The following is an 18,779-nucleotide window of genomic DNA, read 5'->3' as shown; positions in this document are numbered from 1 at the left end:
CCAATTCCCTCCGAACGGTCGGGCGGAGCAGGCAAATCTGAAGCGGGAGGCGACATGGCTGCCGATGCGCCGGCATTGACGTTCATCGCGCTCTTCCTGCCCTTTCTCGGTGCCGTCCTTGCGCCTTTCCTGACCCGCCGGCTCAAACACAATGCCGCCTGGCTGCTGGCGCTCGCGCCATTCGCCGCCTTCCTGCATTTCTGCGGCTTCCTTCCCGAGATCGCGGCGGGCGAGGCGGCGACCGGCGGTTATGCCTGGGCGCCGAGCTTCAACCTCTCCTTCTCCTGGTTCCTCGACGGCCTGTCGCTGACCTTCGCGCTTCTGATCACCGGCATCGGCACGCTGATCGTCGTCTATTCCGGCGGCTATATGAAAGGCCATCCGGACCAGGGCAGGTTTCTCGCCTTCATCCTGCTCTTCATGGGGGCGATGCTCGGTCTCGTCGTCTCCGACAGTTTCCTGATGCTCTTCGTCTATTGGGAGCTCACCTCGCTCACCTCCTTCCTGCTGATCGGCTTCGATCATGAACGGGAGGCGGCGAGACGCGCCGCGCTTCAGGCTCTGGTGGTGACGGGCGCGGGAGGCCTGAGCCTTCTCGCCGGTCTCGTCTTCCTGTGGAACATCACCGGCGTCACCCAGCTTTCGCTCCTCGTGCATCTGGACGGCGGCCTGCGCGAGAGCCCCTTCTATCTCGCGGCATTGCTGCTCGTGCTCGGCGGGACCTTCACCAAGTCCGCGCAGTTTCCCTTCCATTTCTGGCTGCCGAACGCCATGGAGGCGCCGACGCCCGTCTCCGCCTACCTGCATTCCGCGACCATGGTGAAGGCCGGCGTCTATCTCCTGATGCGGCTGAACCCCGTCATGGGAGCGACGCCCGCCTGGGAGATCCTGCTTCCCTTCTTCGGCGGCATCACGCTGATATCGGGCACGCTGCTCGCCGTCCGCCAGACGGACCTGAAGCTGATGCTGGCCTACACGACCATGGCCTCGCTCGGGCTTCTCGTCATGCTGACCGGCTTCGGCTCCGCCCATGCGGTGGAGGCGGCGGTGCTTTATCTCGTCGCCCATTCGCTTTTCAAGGGCGCGCTCTTCATGGTCGCCGGCACGGTGGACCACGAGGCGGGCACCCGCGACGTGACCCGGCTCGGAGGCTTGCGCGCCGCCATGCCGGTCACGTTCGGCGCGGCCCTGCTCGCCGCGCTTTCGATGGGCGGCCTGCCGCTCTTCTTCGGTTTCCTCGCCAAGGAGGAGATCTATGCCGCACTCTGGGCCGCCAATCCGCGCGCGGTCTTCTTCACGATCCTGGCGCTGATCGGCAACGCCCTGATGTTTGCGGTGGCCTTCGCCGTGGCGCTGAAGCCCTTCCTCGGCGCCCCTGTCGAGACGCCGAAACACGCCCATGAGGGACCGCCGAGCTTGTGGCTCGGGCCGGCCGTGCTGGCCGCGCTCGGCCTGCTGGGCGCGCTCTTCTCCGGCATCGCCCATCGGTATGTTTCCTCGCCCATGGCGAGCGCCGTCATGGACGATGCCGTGACGATCGACATCACCACGGTGCCGCATCTCGGAATGCCGCTTCTGCTCTCGGCGATTACCGTCCTGCTCGGCGCGCTCGTCTATTGGCGGCTTGGCGACGCCCGTGCGCTGATGGCCCGCATGCTGGAAAATCTGGGTCCCGGCCCGGACCGCGGCTTCGACCATTTCGTCTCGGACCTGGTGCGGTTCTCCGTGGCGGTCACCCGCTTCATCCAGCCGGGGCGGCTGGAGCTCTACATCACCGTCACCTTCGTCCTCCTGGCGCTGACGCTCCTCGTTCCGCCGGTCGTCTTCGGGGAGCTGCCGGGCATGCCCGCCTGGCCGGACGGCATTCTGGTGCAGGAAGCCGCCTTCTTCCTGATCGCCCTGATCGGCATCGTCGCCGTGCTGCGCGCCCGCGACCGGCTGACGGCGATCGTCTCGCTCGGCATCCAGGGCTTTGCCGTGGCGGTGCTCTTCTTGCTTTTCGGCGCGCCGGACCTTTCCTTCACGCAGTTCATGGTCGAGACGCTGTCGGTCGTCATCCTGGCGCTGGTCATGACGCGGCTCAGGCTTTCGCCCGCGGATCACCGGCCGGCCGGCCAGTTGTTCGTCGATGCGACGATCGCGGCCGCCTGCGGCATCGGCTTCACGCTCCTGCTTCTGAAGTCGGTCGAAGCGCCGTTCGACACCCTGCTGACGGATTTCTTCAACGCCTATTCCAAGGTCGTCGCCCACGGCGCCAACGTGGTGAACGTCGTCATCGTCGATTTCCGCGGCACGGATACATTGGGCGAGATCGCCGTGGTGATGATCACGGGGCTTGCGGTCCTGGCGCTGATCCGGGTGCGGGCGGGGCGGAAGGGGGACGTGAAATGATGAGCTGCGCCCCATTTGCCGCAGAGCAAGCCCGCCCCCCTCTGGCCTGCCGGCCATCTCCCCCACAGGTGGGGAGATTGGCTGGGCGCACCGGTTTCGCCAAACAACGACCGTCGCTATTCCATGCAGGGTTAGTTTGGCGGGAAGAGCATGCCGCTTGTGATCTCCCCACCTGTGGGGGAGATGGCCGGCAGGCCAGAGGGGGGCGGCCTTGCTCGACTGCAAATGACGCGCACTCCAAATCTCCCCCAACCGCGCCGGTCCCGCGTGTGACGGAAGGTGTCCGCCCATGAGCACCCTCATCCTGCGCACGGTCGCGCCCGCCTTGACGGCCCTGATGCTGCTCTTTTCGGTCTTCGTGCTCCTGCGCGGCCATAACGAGCCGGGCGGCGGTTTCATCGGCGGGCTGATCGCGGTGTCCGCGCTGGCGATCTACGGCATCGCCTTCGGGGTCGGCGCCGTGCGCCGCGCGATCCGCTTCCACCCGATGGCGATCGCCGGCGCCGGGCTGCTGCTCGCGACCCTCTCCGGCTTCCTCTCGATTTTCTTCGGCGTGCCCTTCATGACGGGGCTCTGGGTCTATCCCGTGATCTTCGACGTCGAGGTGCCGCTTTCGACCGTCATGTCCTTCGATCTCGGCGTCTATCTGGTCGTGGTCGGCGCGATCATCTCGATCGCGCTCGCGCTCGAACAGGAGCCGGGTCCCGAACTCGGTGGAGAGGAGGATTGATGGAGCCGCTTTTCGCCGTCCTGATCGGCCTCTTCTTCGCCGCTGCCGTCTACCTCATGCTCTCGAAGCATACGGTGCGCATCCTTCTCGGCATCGTGCTGCTCGGCAACGCCGTGAATCTCACGCTCTTCACGGCCGGCCGGCTGACGCGCGAAGTGCCGCCGATCATCCCGGCGGGCATGGACGCGCTCCCCGCAGGTGCCGCCAATCCGCTGCCGCAGGCCCTCATCCTGACGGCGATCGTCATCTCGTTTTCGTTCTTCGCATTTCTTCTGGTGCTGACCTACCGGGCCTACCAGGAACTCGGCACCGACGACACCGACGAGATGCGCCTTGCCGAACCGCGGGACGAACAGCTCCCGCCCATGGGGTATTGAGGGGATGAGCATGAACGTTCTGCCTGACACCCCCCTCTGCCCTGCCGGGCATCTCCCCCACAAGGGGGGAGATCGGATGGCAGCAAGGCCTCGTCCTCGACGGAGGTTCGTGATTGCCGAAATTGCGCCCGACATCGTTATCGATGGGGGAAGCCGATGCGTCTTGCCGATCTCCCCCCTTGTGGGGGAGATGCCCGGCAGGGCAGAGGGGGGTAAGTGATGGCAGGTCCGGCAATTTCGCCCATCGACCTCTCCGCGGCCCTCGTCCTCGCGCCGACGGCGCTTGCCGACTGGCTGGTGGTGGCCCCCGTCGCGCTGATGATCGGGTTCGGGGCGGTCCTGATGATGGTGCGCAAATCCGTCCGCCTGCACGGCGCGATCGCGATCGCCGGCCTTGTCCTGCTCGTGCTTCTCGATGCGGCACTCCTCTGGCGCGTCTCGGCCCATGGCCCCGTGACCATGGTGATGGGGCGCTGGCTGCCGCCTTTCGGCATCGCGTTCACCGCCGATCTCTTCGGCGCGGTCATGGCGCTCGCCGCGGCGGTGGTGGCGCTCGCGGCTGGCATCTTCGCGCTCCGCGACATCGATGCGGGCGGCCGCCGCTACGGCTTCTTTCCCTTTCTCATGCTGCTGATGGCCGGCGTTTCCGGCGCGTTTCTCACCGGCGACATCTTCAATCTCTATGTCTGGTTCGAGGTGCTGCTGATCTCCTCCTTCGGCCTCCTGATCCTCGGTTCCGAGCCGGAGCAGATCGACGGCGCGCTGAAATACGCGATCCTCAACCTGATCGGCACGACGCTCTTCCTCATCGCGGTCGGCTATCTCTATGCGATCTTCGGCACGCTCAACATGGCCGATATCGCGAGAAAGGCCGCGAGCCTGCGCGGCACCGCCCCGCTCACCACGCTGACGGCGCTCTTCATCCTGGCCTTCGCCATGAAGGCGGCCGCCTTTCCGGTGAATTTCTGGCTGTCGGCCTCCTACCATACGCCGCGCGTGGTCGTGTCGGCGCTGTTCGGCGGCCTGCTGACCAAGATCGGCATCTATGCGCTCGTCAGGGTCACGATCATGCTCTTCCCGGTCGAGCGCGAGGCGCTGAGCCTGACGGTCGCGGTGGCGGCGGCGCTGACCATGATCGTCGGCGGGCTCGGCGCGCTCGCCCAGAGCGATGTCCGGCGGCTCGTCGGCTACGTCGTCATCGCCGGCATCGGCAACATGATGGCGGGCGTTGCGATCGGCACGCCGGCGGCCGTCAGCGGCGCTATCCTCTATGCGCTGCATTCCGTGGTGGCGATGACCGCCCTCTATCTCCTTGCGGGGGAGGCGGCCCGGCTCGGCGGCGCCTGGTCACTCTCGAGCCTCGGCGGCCTCTGGCGGCAGGCGCCCTGGTTTTCGGGCGTCTCCTTCCTGCTCTTCATCGCCGCCGCCGGCCTGCCGCCGCTCTCCGGCCTCTGGCCCAAGGTGGCGCTCCTGAAGGCCTCGCTCGATATCGGCGCCTGGTGGCTGGCCGCCGCCATCCTCGTCTCCGCCTTCCTGATCACGCTGGCGCTCGCCCGCGTCTTCCTGCTCGCCTACTGGCGGCCGAGGCCCGAACCCGCCGCCGGAACCGTGGCCGGCGACTGGCGGATCACCCTGCCGCTCGGCGGCCTGACGGCTCTGGTCGTCCTCTTCGGCCTGTTGCCCGAGCCTCTGCTCGATCTCGCCTACGGCGCGGCGAGCGGCCTTGCCGATCCGGCGGCTTATGTGGAATCCGTCTTCCCCGGGGCAACGATGGAACGGGGTGCCGTCCGATGACTACCTTTCTCCTGTCGCTGGTCTTCGCCTTCGTCTGGGTCGCCATTACCGGCAGCGCGACGCTGCACAACCTGATCCTCGGCTTCGCGCTGTCGACGCTTTCGCTGTGGATCGTCCGCGGCGAGGTGGGCACCCGCGGCTACTGGCGGCGGCTCGGCCGCATCCTCTCGCTGCTCGCCCTGTTCCTCAAGGAACTGGCGCTGTCGGCCTGGAAGGTGGCGGTGCTGGTCATGCGCCCGCGCATGGACCTGAAGCCCGGCATCTTCGCCTTTCCGCTGACGGTCGACCGGGATTTCGAGATCACGCTGCTCGCCAATCTCATCACGCTCACGCCGGGCACGCTGTCGGTGGATGTCTCCGAGGACCGCAAGACGCTTTTCGTGCACGCGATCGACTGCTCCGACATCGAGGCGACGAAGCGGGATATAGCAAACGGCTTCGAAAGGAAGATCATGGAGGCCTTCCGATGACGGCCGCCGACGCGATCCTCTCCTACGCCGTCTGGCTGGCTTTCGCGGTGCTCGCCGCAGCCTTCCTGCTGACGGTCTGGCGGGTCGTCAGGGGCCCGACGCTTCCCGACCGGGTGGTGGCGCTCGACATGCTCACCGGCATCGTCATCGGCTTCATCGCCCTCATCGCCATCCGCACCGGCTTCACCCTCTATATCGACATCGCCATCTCGCTCGGCCTCGTCGGCTTTCTCGCGACCGTCGCCTTCGCCCGCTTCGTGCTGTCGCGCGGCACGGGCGGCGGGGCGCCAAGGGAAAACCCGGCTGCGGCGCTGCTTGCGGCCGCCCCCGTCAAGCGCCGCAAGCCGGCGGCCAGGCGGACGGGCGGCACGGGCCCGGCAGTCCGGCGAAAGGCAAGAAAATGATGGAGACGCTCATCGCTCTCGTCACCGCTCTGGTGATATTGGCCGGCGCCGGCTTTGCGCTCGTGGCGGCGATCGGCCTCAACCGCCTGCCGGACGTCTATACCCGCATGCATGCGGCCTCCAAGGCCGGCACGGTCGGTTCCGGCCTCCTGCTGCTCGCGGTCGGCCTGCATGCGGGCGATCTGCCGACATTCGCGCGGGCGCTCGCCGGTTTCTTCTTCTTCGTGCTGACGGCGCCGGTTTCGGCCCATCTGCTCGCGATGGCGGCGCATAAAGTGGGTTATCCACTGAGCACACAATCCGTTCGCGATGAGATGAAGGGCCGTGAATAAACGAATATAACCTGTCGGAAACGAGTTATAACCCTGTCAAACTTGAAAAAACTCCCATTTATTCATCAGTAAAATCGATTTCCGTCCGTTATACCGGGTAGAATGGCCGGTATGTATCAAAATTCACACTTTGACATTCAGCGAAGCGGTGCTACTTCATTGCAAGTAGAGTTCAGATGTTGTTCTTGATTAAGCGCCCCCTCGCCAATTCGACAAGTTCTTCCGTCCGGAAGAAGAATGCAAGGCCGATTGCGAGGCGTGTTCAATCGAAAGCAATGTCCGGTGGAAACCGCTTTTCTTCCGTATGAAGCTTAGGGGTAGGCTTCGGTCGCAAGACGGTGCGGAACAAGGGTGTTTTTCTCCGGGAAACTCTGCGAACGGACAGGTGCCGCGGAGGTCGCGGGCCTGCTCATTGTTTGAACAGGAGACAGGAAATGACAGACATCGCATTGGGCAAGGGCCAGGATCTGCTGGTGGAACTGACTGCGGATATCGTGGCTGCCTATGTGAGCAATCACGTGGTTCCCGTCGGCGATCTTTCCAACCTGATCGCGGACGTGCACACGGCGCTGAGCAGCACCTCTTCGCCGGCCCCGGTCGCCGCGGCCGTCGAAAAGCCGAAACCGCCGGTTCCGATCAAGAAATCGATCGAGGACGACTATCTGATCTGCCTGGAGGACGGCCAGAAGTTCAAGTCGCTGAAACGGCATCTCATGACCCATTACAACATGACGCCCGAGGAATATCGCGAGAAGTGGGGTCTGCCGGCGGATTATCCGATGGTGGCGCCGGCTTACGCGGAAGCCCGCTCCAGGCTCGCCAAGGAGATGGGTCTCGGACAGCGCCGCAAGCGCGGCAAGGCCTGATCGGGAGACGCAGGCCCCGAACGGCTGCGAGGAGGATTTGAAACCCGGCCGATGAGGACCGACCGCGCAAGCGCCGGGCGGTTGGGTTTTTCACTGAAAAATGCGTATGCGGACAAGAACCGGGCCACCCAGCGCCCGGTTTTTCCGTTTTCCGGGGCGGCGATGCGGGGATGATGAAAGGAAAAAAATCCCATTATCTTTCCGCCGCTTGTTAAAAATATCAATGATTTCAGCGATAGGTTGCAATCGCCCGGTTTCTTGCATCCCCACTCTTGCTCTAAGGTGTATGAATTAATTCCTATTCATTGAGGAGTTGTCATGCCTTTGGAGAACATTTCGAACCTTCCGCGCCGCCGGTTGCCGCAATGATCGCGGCCGATGCGTTCGTCCGCCCGTCGCGGCTTCCCGCAAGCCTGCCGCTTCGGACCGTCTGCCGCATCGTCCGGCAGATGGTGGCGGAACTCATCCCGCTTTTCGGCGACCGGGTGATGCTGCGCCGCGACCGCCGGCGCCAGGTCTGCCACGTGCGGCAGATCGCCATGTATGTCTGCCACGTGGCGCTCCGTATTTCGATGAGCGACATCGGGGATGCCTTCGGGCGCGACCGCACCACGGTCGGCCATGCCTGCCATGTGGTGGAGGATCGCCGCGACGATCCGGCCTTCGACGATTTCGTCGCGGCCGTCGAGCGCATCGTCACCGCCGTATTCGGCGTTTCGGAGGTGGCGGCGCATGATTGAAGCTGTGACCGGGAGGAAATCCGATCCGTCGCTCAGGAAACAGCTTCTGCGGCTGGTCCGCCAGCTCGCCCGCGGCGACTGCGCCATCCATCATGCGGCTGACGGCGAGGCGAGGCTGGCGGGGGCGGAGGAGCGGCTCTATCCGCAGGCCGTCATCGCCGAGGCCCGGTCGCTGGGCCTTGTACATCTTTCCGGCGGACGGATTGCCGCAAGCGCCGAGGCTTCCGCCTTCTTGCGCCGGGCGCTGGTGGCGGGCGGGGAGGCTTTCTCCGAGCAGCATGGCGAGGTGGTCGCTGCGACGGCCGAGGTGGAGGGCGTCCGCCAGCCGGTCCGCCGCAACTTGCAGGAATCGCCGCTCGGCGCGGTCGCGCGGCTGAAGGACCGCGACGGCAGGGCCTTCCTGCCGGCGGAGGCGGTCGAGGCGGGCGAGCGGCTGCTGGCCGATTTCACCCGCGCGCAGCTGCAGCCGCGCGTCACCGCTTCCTGGGAACCGAGGTTGTCCAGCCGCGCGAAAGGCCATGCCGGCGGACAGGCCGAGATCGCAGACAGCGCGATCGCCGCCCGGGATCGTTTCTCGCGGGCCATGGATGCCATGGGGCCGGAGCTTTCCGGCGTCGCGGTGGACGTATGCTGCTTTTCGAAGGGGTTGGAGACGGTGGAGCGGGAACGCCAGTGGCCGGCGCGGTCGGCCAAGCTCATGCTGCGCGTGGCACTTCTGGCGCTCGCCCGCCACTACGCCCCGCCGCAATCGCCACCCCGCCGCCGCAGCCACCATTGGGGCGCCGAGGATTACCGCCCGGCGCTGTGACCGCTCTCCCTGCCGGCCTCGGCACCCCGCTGCCCCTTCTCTCCAGCGGGGAGAAGGTGGTCCGAAGGACCGGATGAGGGGGGCGAAGCCAAAATACAGCGATGCCGCGCCTGCCGCATGTGCACCCCCTCATCGCCTCGCTTTGCTCGGCACTTCTCCCCGCTGGGAGAAGAGGGCGCAAGCCCTCCGGAAGAAAGATCGGTGCCGGACGGGTTGACCATCCGTTTCGGGGCACCAAGTTCTCTTCGGGCGCCAAATCATTGCTTGCAAGAGAGGATGGAGGAGACCATGCCGACCTATATCATCGAGCGCGATGTTCCGGGCGCGGACAAGCTGACCGGGGACGATCTTTGCGCCATATCAGCAAAGTCGAACGATACCGTCGCGGGGCTCGGAGTCCCTTACAAGTGGATCACCAGCTATGTCGCCGGGGACAAGCTCTATTGCGTCCACGAAGCGCCGAGCGCCGACGACATCCGCCGCCACGCGGAGCGCGGCGGCTTTCCCGTCAGCAGCATTACCGAGGTTTCCGCGGTCATAGGCCCGTGGACGGCAACCGAAAAATAAGGCTCACGCCGCCTGCTTCATCCGTGCTTCCTCACGGATCCGCTTGACCATCGAGCGCAGCCCGTTGGCGCGTTGCGAGGACAGGTGCTCGACGAGGCCGATGCGGTCGAAGATCTCGATCGCGTCGGTCGCCGCTATCTCGGAAGCCCGCTTGCCGGAATAGACGGCGAGCACGATGGCGACGAGGCCGCGCACGATATGGGCGTCCGAATCGCCCTCGAAGGTCATCACCGGGTCGGCGCCGCCGTCGATATGGCTCACCAGCCACACCTGGCTGGCGCAGCCCTGCACCTTGTTCTCCGAAGTCTTCTTCTCGTCGGGAAGGTCGGGCAGTTCCTTGCCGAGCTCGATGACATAGCGATAGCGGTCCTCCCACTCGTCGAGGAAGGCGAAATCGTCGATGATCTGCTCGAGGCTGGCCATGGGCGCTCCGGTCTGGCTCCGGTCTGTCTGGGCTCCATATAGGCATTGTAATGCGGGATGAAAGAAAAAAATACGCCGCGAGGAATTCATTCCTCGCGGCGTCAGCAAGATGCTGAATTGCAGGGCAGGCAGTCCGGCGCCGGGACCGTGGCAATCAGGGCCCGGCGCAAGCTTTGAAATTCGGTGCCGGCAACGGGTGGTGCCGGGCAGTTCCGGGAAAGGCGGAAGAGGCTCTTTCTCCGGAATTCTCGTGAAATTAATGGGCCGGGCGCTTCTGCGGCACCGGCACCGTGCCGGTGGAGATCGCGTCGGCGGGAGCGGCCGTCGCAGCCGGGAAGGGCGTGGGGTCCGGATCGGCAACCAGCGAGGCCTCCGTCTCCTTTGCGGTTTCCTTGGCCTGTCCGTTGGTCTGTCCGTTGCCGAACTGCTTGTCGAGCAGCTCGAAGGCGACGCGGGCGCCTTCCTTGGCCCTGACGCCGAGCGCCGAGAAGGTTTCGGCGCCCTTTTCGCAGACATCCGGCTTTTCGGCGCAGATGGCGCTCACATATTGATAGGCCTCGGTCGCGGCGGCAAAGGCATCGCCGACCTCAAGCGCCGAGGCGCCCTGGGGCTCGGTTACGGGCCGGCCGCTGAAGTAGGAAAGCACCACCAGCACGGCTGCGAACCAGAATGTTCCCTTGATGAGAAACCACATCGTCCTGTCCACCTGTTTTTTCCCACGGTCTCTTCAGAGCAATTCCAGGAAAAGTGTGAAGCGGTTTTCCGTCCGGAATTGCGTCTAGCGAAGATAGTGTGGGCCGCCGGGTCTGTGCCGGTCTTGAACATGGTTGTACCGGCTGGAAGCAAACATCGTTTTGACGCAGCCGTTCGGTTTTTCGGCAAATTTATCTAAAATGCGAAATATCGGTGTCCCATATTGGCTTTGCCTCGGATTTGCATCGAAGTTTAGCGACCGGTGTTAAGCATAATTGCGGCGCTCGCCCTGAAAGCCCTGCATTTGTCGGCGGCGGTTTTGCCACAAAGGTTAACTTCTGAGTAAAAACCGAAGTAATTCCGTCGCTTACGCCCCGTTAACCACAAGCAGAGAAGGGTTGGTTCCGATGTGCCAAAGCCGGATTTCGGGCTTCCGCAGGGGCCTCCGGAGCCCCATGTTTTATCCTTTCCTTAAGTCGGGAAGGCCTATTGTCGCCCCGAACAAACCGAGACTCAGGGTATAGCGTGCGCGTATTGAGTAACATTGCCGGAAGGGCGGTCCTGCTGGTCGACGAGACCGCGGTCCGCTGGCTCACTCGCCTCGGCGAAGGCGAGGCGGCCTGCGCCGGCGAGATCGTGCTCTTCCGCCGGCTGGCTTTGGCCTGCGTGGCGGCGCTCGTCGCCGTGCCGGCCGCCTTCACGCTGGTGCTGACGCCGGCCCTGGCATTGCCGGTCGGCGCGGCCCTGGTGCTCTCCCTCTTCCTGCTCGTCGTCGCGGCCGTCTTCGCGCTGCCGCGCCCTGCTGCTGCTCCCAACGCCGGCCCGCTGCCGGAGGATGTCGCCTTCGACGCCTGCCCGGGCCTCTCGCTCGTCCTGGATGCGCAGGGCCAGGTGATGAAGACCGGCGGCCGCGACCGGGACGCCTTTCCCGCGAACCTGCGCGATGCCGCCGGCCACTCGCTGGCCGAGATCGTCCACGTGTCGGACCGGATCGGCTTCGTCCAGGCGTTCGACGCGCTGCGCCGGGGGGCTGCGAGCGCCGCCGCCGATATCCGCATCGAGCGGCCTTTCTCCGCCGCCGGCCGCCAGTTCCTGCCGGTCCGGCTCGACATGACCGCGATCCGCGACGGGGAGGGGGAGCTCTTCTCCGTCTTCGCCCAGGCGCGCGACCTGTCGGAAGAGGAGCGGCTTCGCTCGGAGGCCGCCGCCCATGTGGCCGAGGCCCGCTCCGCCCACGAGGCGAAGTCGCGCTTCCTCGCCGCCGTCAGCCACGAGCTGCGCACGCCGCTCAACGCCATTCTCGGCTTTTCGGATGTGCTGGCCGGCGAATATTTCGGCAAGCTGGAGAACGACCGCCAGCGCGAATATGTCGGGCTGATCCGCCAGTCGGGCGCCCACCTGCTCTCCGTCGTCAACACAATGCTCGACATGTCCAAGATCGAGGCCGGCCGCTACGAGCTCATCGCCGAGCCCTTCGCGGTCGCCGAGGCGATGGAGACCTGCCGCGCCATGCTCGATCTTTCGGCGCGCGAGAAGGGCATCACGCTGACGAGCCGCGCATCGCGGGGCCTTGGCGAAATCGTCGCCGACCGCCGCGCCCTGCAGCAGATCCTCATCAATCTCACGGGCAACGCCATCAAGTTCACGGAAGCCGGCGGCGTCGTCTCGATCGATGCGGTGCTCTCCGGCGACAACGTGGTGATTTCGGTGAGCGATACCGGCATCGGCATCGCGGCCGAGAAGCTGGAATTCATCGGCCAGCCCTTCATGCAGGTTGAAAATGCCTATACCCGCAGCTACGAAGGGACCGGTCTCGGCCTTTCGCTGGTCAAGGGCCTGGTCGCGCTGCATGGCGGCCGCTTCGCGATCGCCAGCCGTCCGGGCGAGGGAACGGTGGTGACCGTCTCGCTTCCCGCCGACGGCTCGGGCGTGACAGGCAGGCTGGAGGAGACCCGGGAGGAGAAGATCGAATTCCCGCCGCGGCTGAGGAAGCCCCGGCAGACGGCCATGACGGACGAACAGGATTTTACCGATGCCCGCGCGGAAGCGAAAATCGCCTGACAGGAGAAAGCCGGCCAAGGGGCCCGGCCTTCCGTCTCGCCTCCTGGCTGCGGCGGGACGCGCCGCCGCGCGCCATCCGAAGCCGGTGCTCGGCGTCGCGGCCTTCGGCGTGGTCTTCTCCTTCGTCGCCGCCAACGCGCTCTGGTACCAGCCGGGCGGCCATCCGGCCCCCTTCCTCGCCACCCGCGACTCCCACGATCCGAACGCGATCGCCGGCTATCGTCCGGTGCGCCGCGTCGCACCCGAAGACGTGACGACCTTCCGCATCGAGCGGGCCGATCCGGATGCGCCGGCGCCGGAAGTCGTCCGGTCTCCGGCCGCGGAACCGGCCGCGGCTCCCGTATCCGATCCCGTTCCGGCTGCCATACCCGCGCCGCGTCCGCAGGTTCTGCAGGAACCGGTCAGGCAGGCGGCGTCCGAGCCCGCATCCGCTGCGCCGAAGGTTCCCGCCGAGACGGTCAGGGCCGCGCCTGCAAGGCCCGCCCAGCCGGCATCGTCCCCGTCGCCGAAGGCGGTCCCTCCAAGCCGCCCGGCGCAAAACGTCGCGGCCCGCGGCGAAGACCCGGTGGCCGCCGCGATCCGCGCGGCCGAGCGCGGCCCGTCCATGCGGCCGCCCGCCGACATTCCCAATCCGAATACGGGATCGAATCCCCGCCGGGTGGCGATGCCGGTCGCCCAGAAGCCGGCCACGTCGTCTTCCCCCTCGACCGATCTCGTGCTGCAGATCCAGCGCGGCCTGTCGAACATCGCCTATGCGGATGTGGAGGTGGACGGCGTTGCCGGCGCCCAGACCAAGGCGGCGATCCGCCGGTTCGAGAAGCACTACCGCCTGCCGGAAACCGGCGAGCCCAACGAAATGGTGCTGAAGAAGCTGAAATCCATCGGGGCTTTGTAGCTCTCCGGTTTCGGGGAATTGCGCCGCTTTCCTGCCGCCCGGGATGACGTGTCCCTGTCCGCTGCGCCCCTGCATTGTCCGGCCGGTAAAGGGTACGCGGTCGTACCGATCAACCGGCGCCTTGATTTCAATGGTATCCTGGGTTTTGCGGCAGTCAGCCGTCTTGAAGAGAAGGTTGCACGCCGGGGGGAGGCGGCAAGGTACTCATGTGTGCACTCAATGACCGGCCCAACGACCGGATCGAGTTCAGCTCGCTCCCCCCAAGGCTGATCAGCGTCCTGTCCCGGCAGGGAATCTCGGATCTCTCGGTTCTCGCCGCCATGGACGACAAGCAAATACTTCTCCTCGACAATATAGGCCACGACTATCTCCAGCTGATAAAGGCGGAGTTGGCACGCCGCCGGGGAAAATCTCTCAGGAAGCAATGATGCCGGGCGCTGCTGCGCCGCAGAGTGCGCGAACGCCTACCTCTTTTGGCCGGATTGCAAACCGGCGGACGGGGACGGCCGTTAGCATTCGATCCGGGACCCGCCGTCCCTGACCTGCGAGAGCGTCGTTTCGCCCACCCCGGGTGTCCCCCGGGAGGAATGGCGCTCTCGCAGTATAATGCCGGAACGGCCGGGTTCTGTTTGTTCCGGTGGCACCGCGCCGATGCGAACGGTGTTGGCGCGCCTGCCGATTTGCCCTCAGCGCCGAACCACCTTAAGACAGGCCATGCGCCTGAAATCCGATATCTTCGTCTCCGCCCTGATCCGCCGCGTCTTCGGGCTCGGCGGTTTTGCCGCCGTCGAGAAGAAGGGGGCGGAAGAGGCCGGCGCTATCTTCATCCGCCAGCGTTTCCGCGATGGGCTGGAAACGCTCTATGCGCCGGCACCGCAGAACTTTTTCGGTGAGGACGATGGCCAGCGCAAATTCGAGGCGCGGGCGGAAAAGGCGGAGCCCGACGCCGTCCGCGACATGCTTTCCCGCGAGCTGCGCTTCGACCCGGATCTCTGGCTGGTGGAGCTGGAGACCGACGAGGTCGACGGCCTTTTCGAAATCGTCAGACCGTCCGCTTAGCCGGCCCCGGTTGACTGGCATTGGTCGACTGGCTCCGTTGAGTGGCCCTGGTTGACTGACCTTGTCAGCGTGCCCGGCGCAGCGGCCGGCGCACGCTCGCCGTCGTGCGGATCAGCCGCGGCAGGGTCTCGCGTCCCTCGGCCTCGCGGTCTCCGGAGGCTGCCGGCCGGGGCTGCGGTTCGGCATAGGTGTAGCGGTCGGCGCGGCGCCAGGCCTCGACGCGCTTGCCGCATTCGCTCTCGTCGAGCGAGTTCCAGAGTGCGGCGGCCCGCGTCGCGCCATCCTCGCCGGCCCCGAGGTGGTCGTAGAGCCGCTGGAGGATGAAGACGGCATCCTCGCCGTCCATGGCGAGGCCCTTCAGCGTCGTGGCGAGCTGCTGGCCGGAAATATCGAGCATGATGCGTTCGGAGAGCCAATGGCTGGCCGAAAGCGCGTCGGCGAGCACCGTGGCGAAGAGGCCGGTCTCGCGGTTGCGGGCGAATCGCACCAGCAGCGCCTCCTGGATCGGCGAGAGGTTGCGCAAGCCGAGCCGATCCCCGGCAGGCCGGTCGATATGGCCGGCGAGCGCCTTGAGGCGCCGGCGCAGCTCCTCCTCGCGCCCCAGCCGCCCGGCGTCTTCCGCCCCGTGCCGTTCCTGCTGTTCCGGCCGAGGCGCATCGATGCCGGCGATCGCCGCGTCGTGGCGCTTGACGTGGTCGTGGCGCAGCCCGACAAGCGCGTCGATGACGGTCGGCGACAATGCCTCGCGGAGCACGATGGCGCGGGCATGCGCCTCGCCCTGCGTGCGGGCGATGGCGATCAGCGCGTCGTCAGAAAGGCAGGTCGAGGCGGTGAGGAACGGGGCGGCGATCGCGATCGGCTGGCTGGCGATGAAGAAGGCGACGGCCGGCGGCACGTTCCTGGATTGCGACAGCGCCGCGACGGCATCCCGGCGGGCCTTTTCCGAGGAGGCCGAGAACAGCGGCGCGAAGAGTTCGGCGAACTGTCGAAGTTCCGACCGCGAAGGATGCGGCAGACTTTCGAAGCTCGTCACGGTGGCCATCAGAACCACATCCTTCTTGCGCATGGCCTGGGGCCTCTCAAGGTCTCGAAACTCGTTCGTCACGGGCAAACTCACATCGACGCAATACAAATCCGGTGGTGCCGCGAAGCGCTCGGGCTCGCCTGCAAGGCTTGCCTGATGGCCGTCATCGTACCTTGCCTGGGAAAACTCTCCCCCAAGCCCCACTCACGCAGCCGTGAAAACATCTGCCGGAAGGGGGGCTCTGGTTTAACCGGATGCTAACCCTCTGAGGGTTAACGGTCGGTGAAAACGGATCGTTTTGATACGTCTGTCGTTTTCGGGAGTTCTGGTGTGCCGGTGCGGGAAGGGGATCTTTCCTCCGCCGGCATCGGCCCCGGGAAATGAACCAAACAGCCGCTTCCGCGTTTTCATGCGGGCAACAGACATGCATCGGTAGCAAATGCTATTTTAGCATTTATCGATTGTTAACGCTGCTCTGGCTGAATTTGCGAAGTACCGGCGCGTGATTGCCGGGTTCAGGTTCCGGATGGTTCCTGCGTTTCCGGCCGGGCTAAGTTCCAGGTCCGGCCTTCGGGGCCATCCTTCATCTCCGGCCGGTTCGGCGGGGCCGGCCGTCAATGCCGAAATGTCGCTGCGCTTTTTTGAAGGCGCTCAGACGAGAAAGGCGCGCATGCCCGGAACTTTCATTTCGGGAAGCGCCGGCCCTCGGAAAGAGGGCAGGGTGAGATCGGTCCGTCTTCATCCGTCTCGAATTCCTGAAAACGGAGACGAGCATGGCAGAGATCGTAGTGTTGAACAGGTGGAAGGCCGAGCATGTGCCCCGGCCGCAGATCAGGATCGGCGAGAGCGGGGATGCCGGCCGGCTTCTGCTGTTCACGGGCGTGCGTTACGAACGTTTCGACGACCGGGGGGACCGCAAGGCCGAAAATCACGCCGTCCGGGCCGATTGATCGGTCGGCCTTGAAATTCACCGTCAGAACCGGCTCCGCGACCGCCATTCGAAGGGCGTGCAGGTCGCCTGCGACAGGAATTGCGAGGCGATATCCGCAAAGCTCGGCTGCGGCACGAGGCTTCTGAGAACCACATATCCTTCCGCCTGCGTCGTCTCCACGAGGATGGACTGCGAGAGCGCGGGAGGTTGTGCCTGGCGCAGCGACGTGAGCTGCACCGGCGTGGCGATCACCACGTCCAGCACGCCGCCGGCCGAGGTGCGGTCGTTGATGCTGAAGACCTCGTTGGACGACTGGTCGTAGACGGCAAGCGACCAGAAGGGCACGCCGCCATTGGGGGCGGTGAGCCGCAAGGGTCCTTCCGAGACGTCGAAGGCGCAGACAGCCGTATCCACGAACGGATCGTCCTTGGAAAGTCCCGCCCGGTCCGGTTTTTCGCCGAGGCGGTAGAAACGGTGGCTCTCGCCTTCCGCCAGCACCCGCGTATAGGCGTCGCGCTCGCTGAAGTCCGGCAGCAGCAGCACGATGACCAGATGCAGCAGCGCCGCGCCGATGAGGCCCGTGACGACGGCGAAAAGGACCTGCAGCGCGAAAATTCTAGGCATTCCCGCACCCGGTTCTCTCGATGCGCGGCATGGAAAGATCGATGAGGCCGGAACTGCCGGCCGTCGGCGTGTCGAAGAGCGTCAGCGTCAGCCGGAACGGGCCGGCTTCCGGCACGGCGAGCCAGTTGCCGGGCTTCGCGGTCGCGGACATGACGATGTCGAAACCGCCGTCTCCGTCGCGCAGGACCATGCGCGAGTTGAGCGCCCTCGGCAGGTCGGATTGCGCCGAAGGCGGCGGGGCGCCCGGAGCCGCGGCGAACAGCGTCCAGAAGCGCGCAGGCGGCGTGTGGCCCGTCAGGCGGTAGGAGCAGTTTCCCGTAAGCCGCGCGCCCGTTTCGTCGACCGCGGCGGTGAAGACGAGGCCCTCGGCGCTCGCATAGAGCAGCTTGCCGGCATTCGCCCGGTGCGATTTCGCGTAAGGATCGGCTTTCGCCGTCTGCGCTTCCGGAAAGGCTTCCCAGGCGCCGAGCCTGATGGCGCCGAATCCGATGGTCGCATCGAGCGCCACGAGGGTGGACCAGATCCCGCCGCCGAAGGCGATGGCAAGCGCGATCGCGATGAGGAAGGGAACACGGAACACGGGTTTGCTTTGGCCCTCGGGATAGCTGTGTCGGAGGGTTAGCATTGATTCCCGCAGGGGGGAATGGGTTGTTGGCGACAAGGTGGCTTGAAGATGCAACGATAATTCAACCAGCGGACGATATTATTCCCCCATGCCGATTCGCTATGCCGTCCCGCCCGGCACACTTTTGTTGTGCGATTATTCTCTCGGTGGCTTCGTGCCGCCGGAAATGGTGAAACGACGGCTCGCAATCGTCATATCTCCACGCCTGCCTCACCGGGATGGGCTCTGCGCCGTTGTTCCTGTTTCTACGACGCCGCCTCCGCGCAACGTCGCTTATGTCATCGAGTTCAAGCTTGATCCGGTGCTGCCCGCTCCTTTTGATTCGCCTGTGATGTGGGCCAAATGCGATATGGTCGCGACAGTGAGTTTTAGCCGTCTCGATCTCTTCCGCACCGGGAGAGACCAGCAAGGCAAGCGTAAGTATCTGGCACGGCGAGTGGATCGGGAGACCTTCGAAAAGGTTTGCGCCGGCATTCGCGCCGGCCTTGGAATTTAACTTGATATTCAGACCGCAATCTCCATATTGGGGATGATTGCTGGCGGCGAAAGCCGTTCAGCCTCAAGACCTCTCTGGAGGCAGACCCCGTCACTGCGATAACAAGCATGGCGGGGTTTCTTGTTTCTGATTTTGCGAGGCCTGCCCATGTCGAAATCATCGACTACCACGGCTGAGACCGAACGGCTGCACAATCCCCATCCCGGAGAAATCCTTCTTGAGGATTTCCTCAATCCGATGGCGCTCAGCCAGAAGGGGCTGGCGCGTGCCATCGGCGTGCCGCCACGGCGCATCAACGAGATCGTGCTGGGCAAGCGTGCAATCACGGCCGATACCGATCTCAGGCTGGCCCGCTATTTCGGCATGTCGGAAGGTTTCTTTCTGGGGCTTCAGGCCGATTTCGATCTGATGCAGAGGCGCCGTGAACTCGGCGATGAACTCGGTCGTATCCGACCGCGCGCCGCCTGAC

General features: G+C 65.3%; 23 protein-coding genes. 18 read left to right on the top strand and 5 right to left on the bottom strand.

Annotated elements, in window-relative coordinates:
* The first annotated feature begins 54 nt into the window (after positions 1 to 54).
* The 11 genes from QTA58_RS02710 (at position 55) to QTA58_RS02660 (ending at position 9,479) form a co-directional block, all read left to right on the top strand.
* Entirely contained in the window at positions 55 to 2,391 is a 2,337-nt protein-coding gene (locus QTA58_RS02710; protein WP_289671623.1) for a putative monovalent cation/H+ antiporter subunit A, read from the top strand.
* 289 nt (positions 2,392 to 2,680) lie between these two features.
* A complete protein-coding gene (locus QTA58_RS02705; protein WP_085422721.1) occupies positions 2,681 to 3,121 on the top strand; it encodes a Na+/H+ antiporter subunit B in 441 nt (146 codons plus the stop codon).
* Positions 3,121 to 3,498: a Na+/H+ antiporter subunit C gene (locus tag QTA58_RS02700; protein WP_289671622.1), complete on the top strand. Its 378-nt coding sequence runs from the start codon at positions 3,121 to 3,123 to the stop codon at positions 3,496 to 3,498. The genes QTA58_RS02705 and QTA58_RS02700 overlap by 1 nt, the downstream gene beginning before the upstream one ends.
* A 219-nt stretch (positions 3,499 to 3,717) precedes the next feature.
* Positions 3,718 to 5,292: a Na+/H+ antiporter subunit D gene (locus QTA58_RS02695; RefSeq protein WP_289671621.1), complete on the top strand. Its 1,575-nt coding sequence runs from the start codon at positions 3,718 to 3,720 to the stop codon at positions 5,290 to 5,292.
* Positions 5,289 to 5,762, top strand: a complete 474-nt coding sequence (locus QTA58_RS02690; RefSeq protein ID WP_289671620.1) for a Na+/H+ antiporter subunit E — start codon at positions 5,289 to 5,291, stop codon at positions 5,760 to 5,762. The genes QTA58_RS02695 and QTA58_RS02690 overlap by 4 nt, the downstream gene beginning before the upstream one ends.
* Complete coding sequence (locus QTA58_RS02685; RefSeq protein WP_085422725.1) at positions 5,759 to 6,166, top strand: cation:proton antiporter; 408 nt, start codon at positions 5,759 to 5,761, stop codon at positions 6,164 to 6,166. Before QTA58_RS02690 ends, QTA58_RS02685 begins: the two co-directional genes overlap by 4 nt.
* Positions 6,163 to 6,498 carry a monovalent cation/H(+) antiporter subunit G gene (gene mnhG / locus QTA58_RS02680; protein ID WP_289671619.1) on the top strand — a complete coding sequence of 112 codons (336 nt, stop codon included), beginning with the start codon at positions 6,163 to 6,165 and terminating at the stop codon, positions 6,496 to 6,498. The genes QTA58_RS02685 and mnhG overlap by 4 nt, the downstream gene beginning before the upstream one ends.
* Before the next feature lie 434 nt (positions 6,499 to 6,932).
* A complete protein-coding gene (locus QTA58_RS02675) occupies positions 6,933 to 7,364 on the top strand; it encodes a MucR family transcriptional regulator (protein ID WP_085422727.1) in 432 nt (143 codons plus the stop codon).
* A 365-nt stretch (positions 7,365 to 7,729) separates the two neighbouring features.
* The gene (locus tag QTA58_RS02670; protein WP_289671618.1) at positions 7,730 to 8,104 is read left to right on the top strand and encodes a helix-turn-helix domain-containing protein; all 375 of its coding nucleotides are present in this window, start codon (positions 7,730 to 7,732) and stop codon (positions 8,102 to 8,104) included.
* Positions 8,097 to 8,912, top strand: coding sequence for a DUF6456 domain-containing protein (locus tag QTA58_RS02665; protein WP_289671617.1), 816 nt, complete (start codon positions 8,097 to 8,099; stop codon positions 8,910 to 8,912). Before QTA58_RS02670 ends, QTA58_RS02665 begins: the two co-directional genes overlap by 8 nt.
* Positions 8,913 to 9,200: 288 nt before the next feature.
* The gene (locus QTA58_RS02660) at positions 9,201 to 9,479 is read left to right on the top strand and encodes a DUF4242 domain-containing protein (RefSeq protein ID WP_085423412.1); all 279 of its coding nucleotides are present in this window, start codon (positions 9,201 to 9,203) and stop codon (positions 9,477 to 9,479) included.
* Between the two features lie 3 nt (positions 9,480 to 9,482).
* On the opposite strand, the gene QTA58_RS02655 is transcribed toward QTA58_RS02660, so the two are convergent.
* Both QTA58_RS02655 and QTA58_RS02650 read right to left on the bottom strand, forming a co-directional pair.
* Positions 9,483 to 9,902 (bottom strand): SufE family protein, encoded by a 420-nt coding sequence (locus QTA58_RS02655; RefSeq protein WP_085422729.1) that lies wholly within the window; start codon positions 9,900 to 9,902, stop codon positions 9,483 to 9,485.
* Between the two features lie 256 nt (positions 9,903 to 10,158).
* Complete coding sequence (locus QTA58_RS02650; RefSeq protein ID WP_289673346.1) at positions 10,159 to 10,596, bottom strand: DUF5330 domain-containing protein; 438 nt, start codon at positions 10,594 to 10,596, stop codon at positions 10,159 to 10,161.
* Between the two features lie 524 nt (positions 10,597 to 11,120).
* Between QTA58_RS02650 and QTA58_RS02645 the strand changes: the two genes are divergently transcribed.
* The 4 genes from QTA58_RS02645 (at position 11,121) to QTA58_RS02630 (ending at position 14,610) form a co-directional block, all read left to right on the top strand.
* Positions 11,121 to 12,656 (top strand): PAS domain-containing sensor histidine kinase, encoded by a 1,536-nt coding sequence (locus tag QTA58_RS02645; protein ID WP_289671616.1) that lies wholly within the window; start codon positions 11,121 to 11,123, stop codon positions 12,654 to 12,656.
* The gene (locus QTA58_RS02640; protein ID WP_289671615.1) at positions 12,628 to 13,551 is read left to right on the top strand and encodes a peptidoglycan-binding protein; all 924 of its coding nucleotides are present in this window, start codon (positions 12,628 to 12,630) and stop codon (positions 13,549 to 13,551) included. Before QTA58_RS02645 ends, QTA58_RS02640 begins: the two co-directional genes overlap by 29 nt.
* A gap of 206 nt (positions 13,552 to 13,757) precedes the next feature.
* Entirely contained in the window at positions 13,758 to 13,979 is a 222-nt protein-coding gene (locus QTA58_RS02635) for a hypothetical protein (RefSeq protein WP_289671614.1), read from the top strand.
* Positions 13,980 to 14,265: 286 nt separating this feature from the next.
* Complete coding sequence (locus QTA58_RS02630; protein ID WP_085422734.1) at positions 14,266 to 14,610, top strand: DUF1491 family protein; 345 nt, start codon at positions 14,266 to 14,268, stop codon at positions 14,608 to 14,610.
* A 64-nt stretch (positions 14,611 to 14,674) separates the two neighbouring features.
* Here the strand turns inward: QTA58_RS02630 and QTA58_RS02625 are convergent, their stop codons facing one another.
* Positions 14,675 to 15,715, bottom strand: coding sequence for a DUF2336 domain-containing protein (locus QTA58_RS02625; RefSeq protein ID WP_289671613.1), 1,041 nt, complete (start codon positions 15,713 to 15,715; stop codon positions 14,675 to 14,677).
* Between the two features lie 692 nt (positions 15,716 to 16,407).
* Between QTA58_RS02625 and QTA58_RS02620 the strand changes: the two genes are divergently transcribed.
* The gene (locus tag QTA58_RS02620) at positions 16,408 to 16,584 is read left to right on the top strand and encodes a hypothetical protein (RefSeq protein WP_289671612.1); all 177 of its coding nucleotides are present in this window, start codon (positions 16,408 to 16,410) and stop codon (positions 16,582 to 16,584) included.
* 23 nt (positions 16,585 to 16,607) lie between these two features.
* Here the strand turns inward: QTA58_RS02620 and QTA58_RS02615 are convergent, their stop codons facing one another.
* Both QTA58_RS02615 and QTA58_RS02610 read right to left on the bottom strand, forming a co-directional pair.
* Complete coding sequence (locus QTA58_RS02615; protein WP_289671611.1) at positions 16,608 to 17,189, bottom strand: DUF1254 domain-containing protein; 582 nt, start codon at positions 17,187 to 17,189, stop codon at positions 16,608 to 16,610.
* Entirely contained in the window at positions 17,182 to 17,769 is a 588-nt protein-coding gene (locus QTA58_RS02610; RefSeq protein WP_289671610.1) for a DUF1214 domain-containing protein, read from the bottom strand. Before QTA58_RS02610 ends, QTA58_RS02615 begins: the two co-directional genes overlap by 8 nt.
* A 133-nt stretch (positions 17,770 to 17,902) precedes the next feature.
* On the opposite strand from QTA58_RS02610, the gene QTA58_RS02605 reads away from it, so the two are divergent.
* Positions 17,903 to 18,310, top strand: a complete 408-nt coding sequence (locus QTA58_RS02605) for a type II toxin-antitoxin system PemK/MazF family toxin (protein ID WP_289671609.1) — start codon at positions 17,903 to 17,905, stop codon at positions 18,308 to 18,310.
* 147 nt (positions 18,311 to 18,457) lie between these two features.
* Positions 18,458 to 18,778: a HigA family addiction module antitoxin gene (locus tag QTA58_RS02600; protein ID WP_289671608.1), complete on the top strand. Its 321-nt coding sequence runs from the start codon at positions 18,458 to 18,460 to the stop codon at positions 18,776 to 18,778.
* The last annotated feature ends 1 nt before the right edge of the window (position 18,779 follow it).

Source organism: Neorhizobium sp. CSC1952 (genome assembly GCF_030378245.1).
GTDB lineage: Bacteria > Pseudomonadota > Alphaproteobacteria > Rhizobiales > Rhizobiaceae > Neorhizobium > Neorhizobium oryzae_A.
The sequence above is the reverse complement of the archived record's forward strand: the minus strand, read 5'-3'. Positions and strand labels throughout refer to the sequence as shown.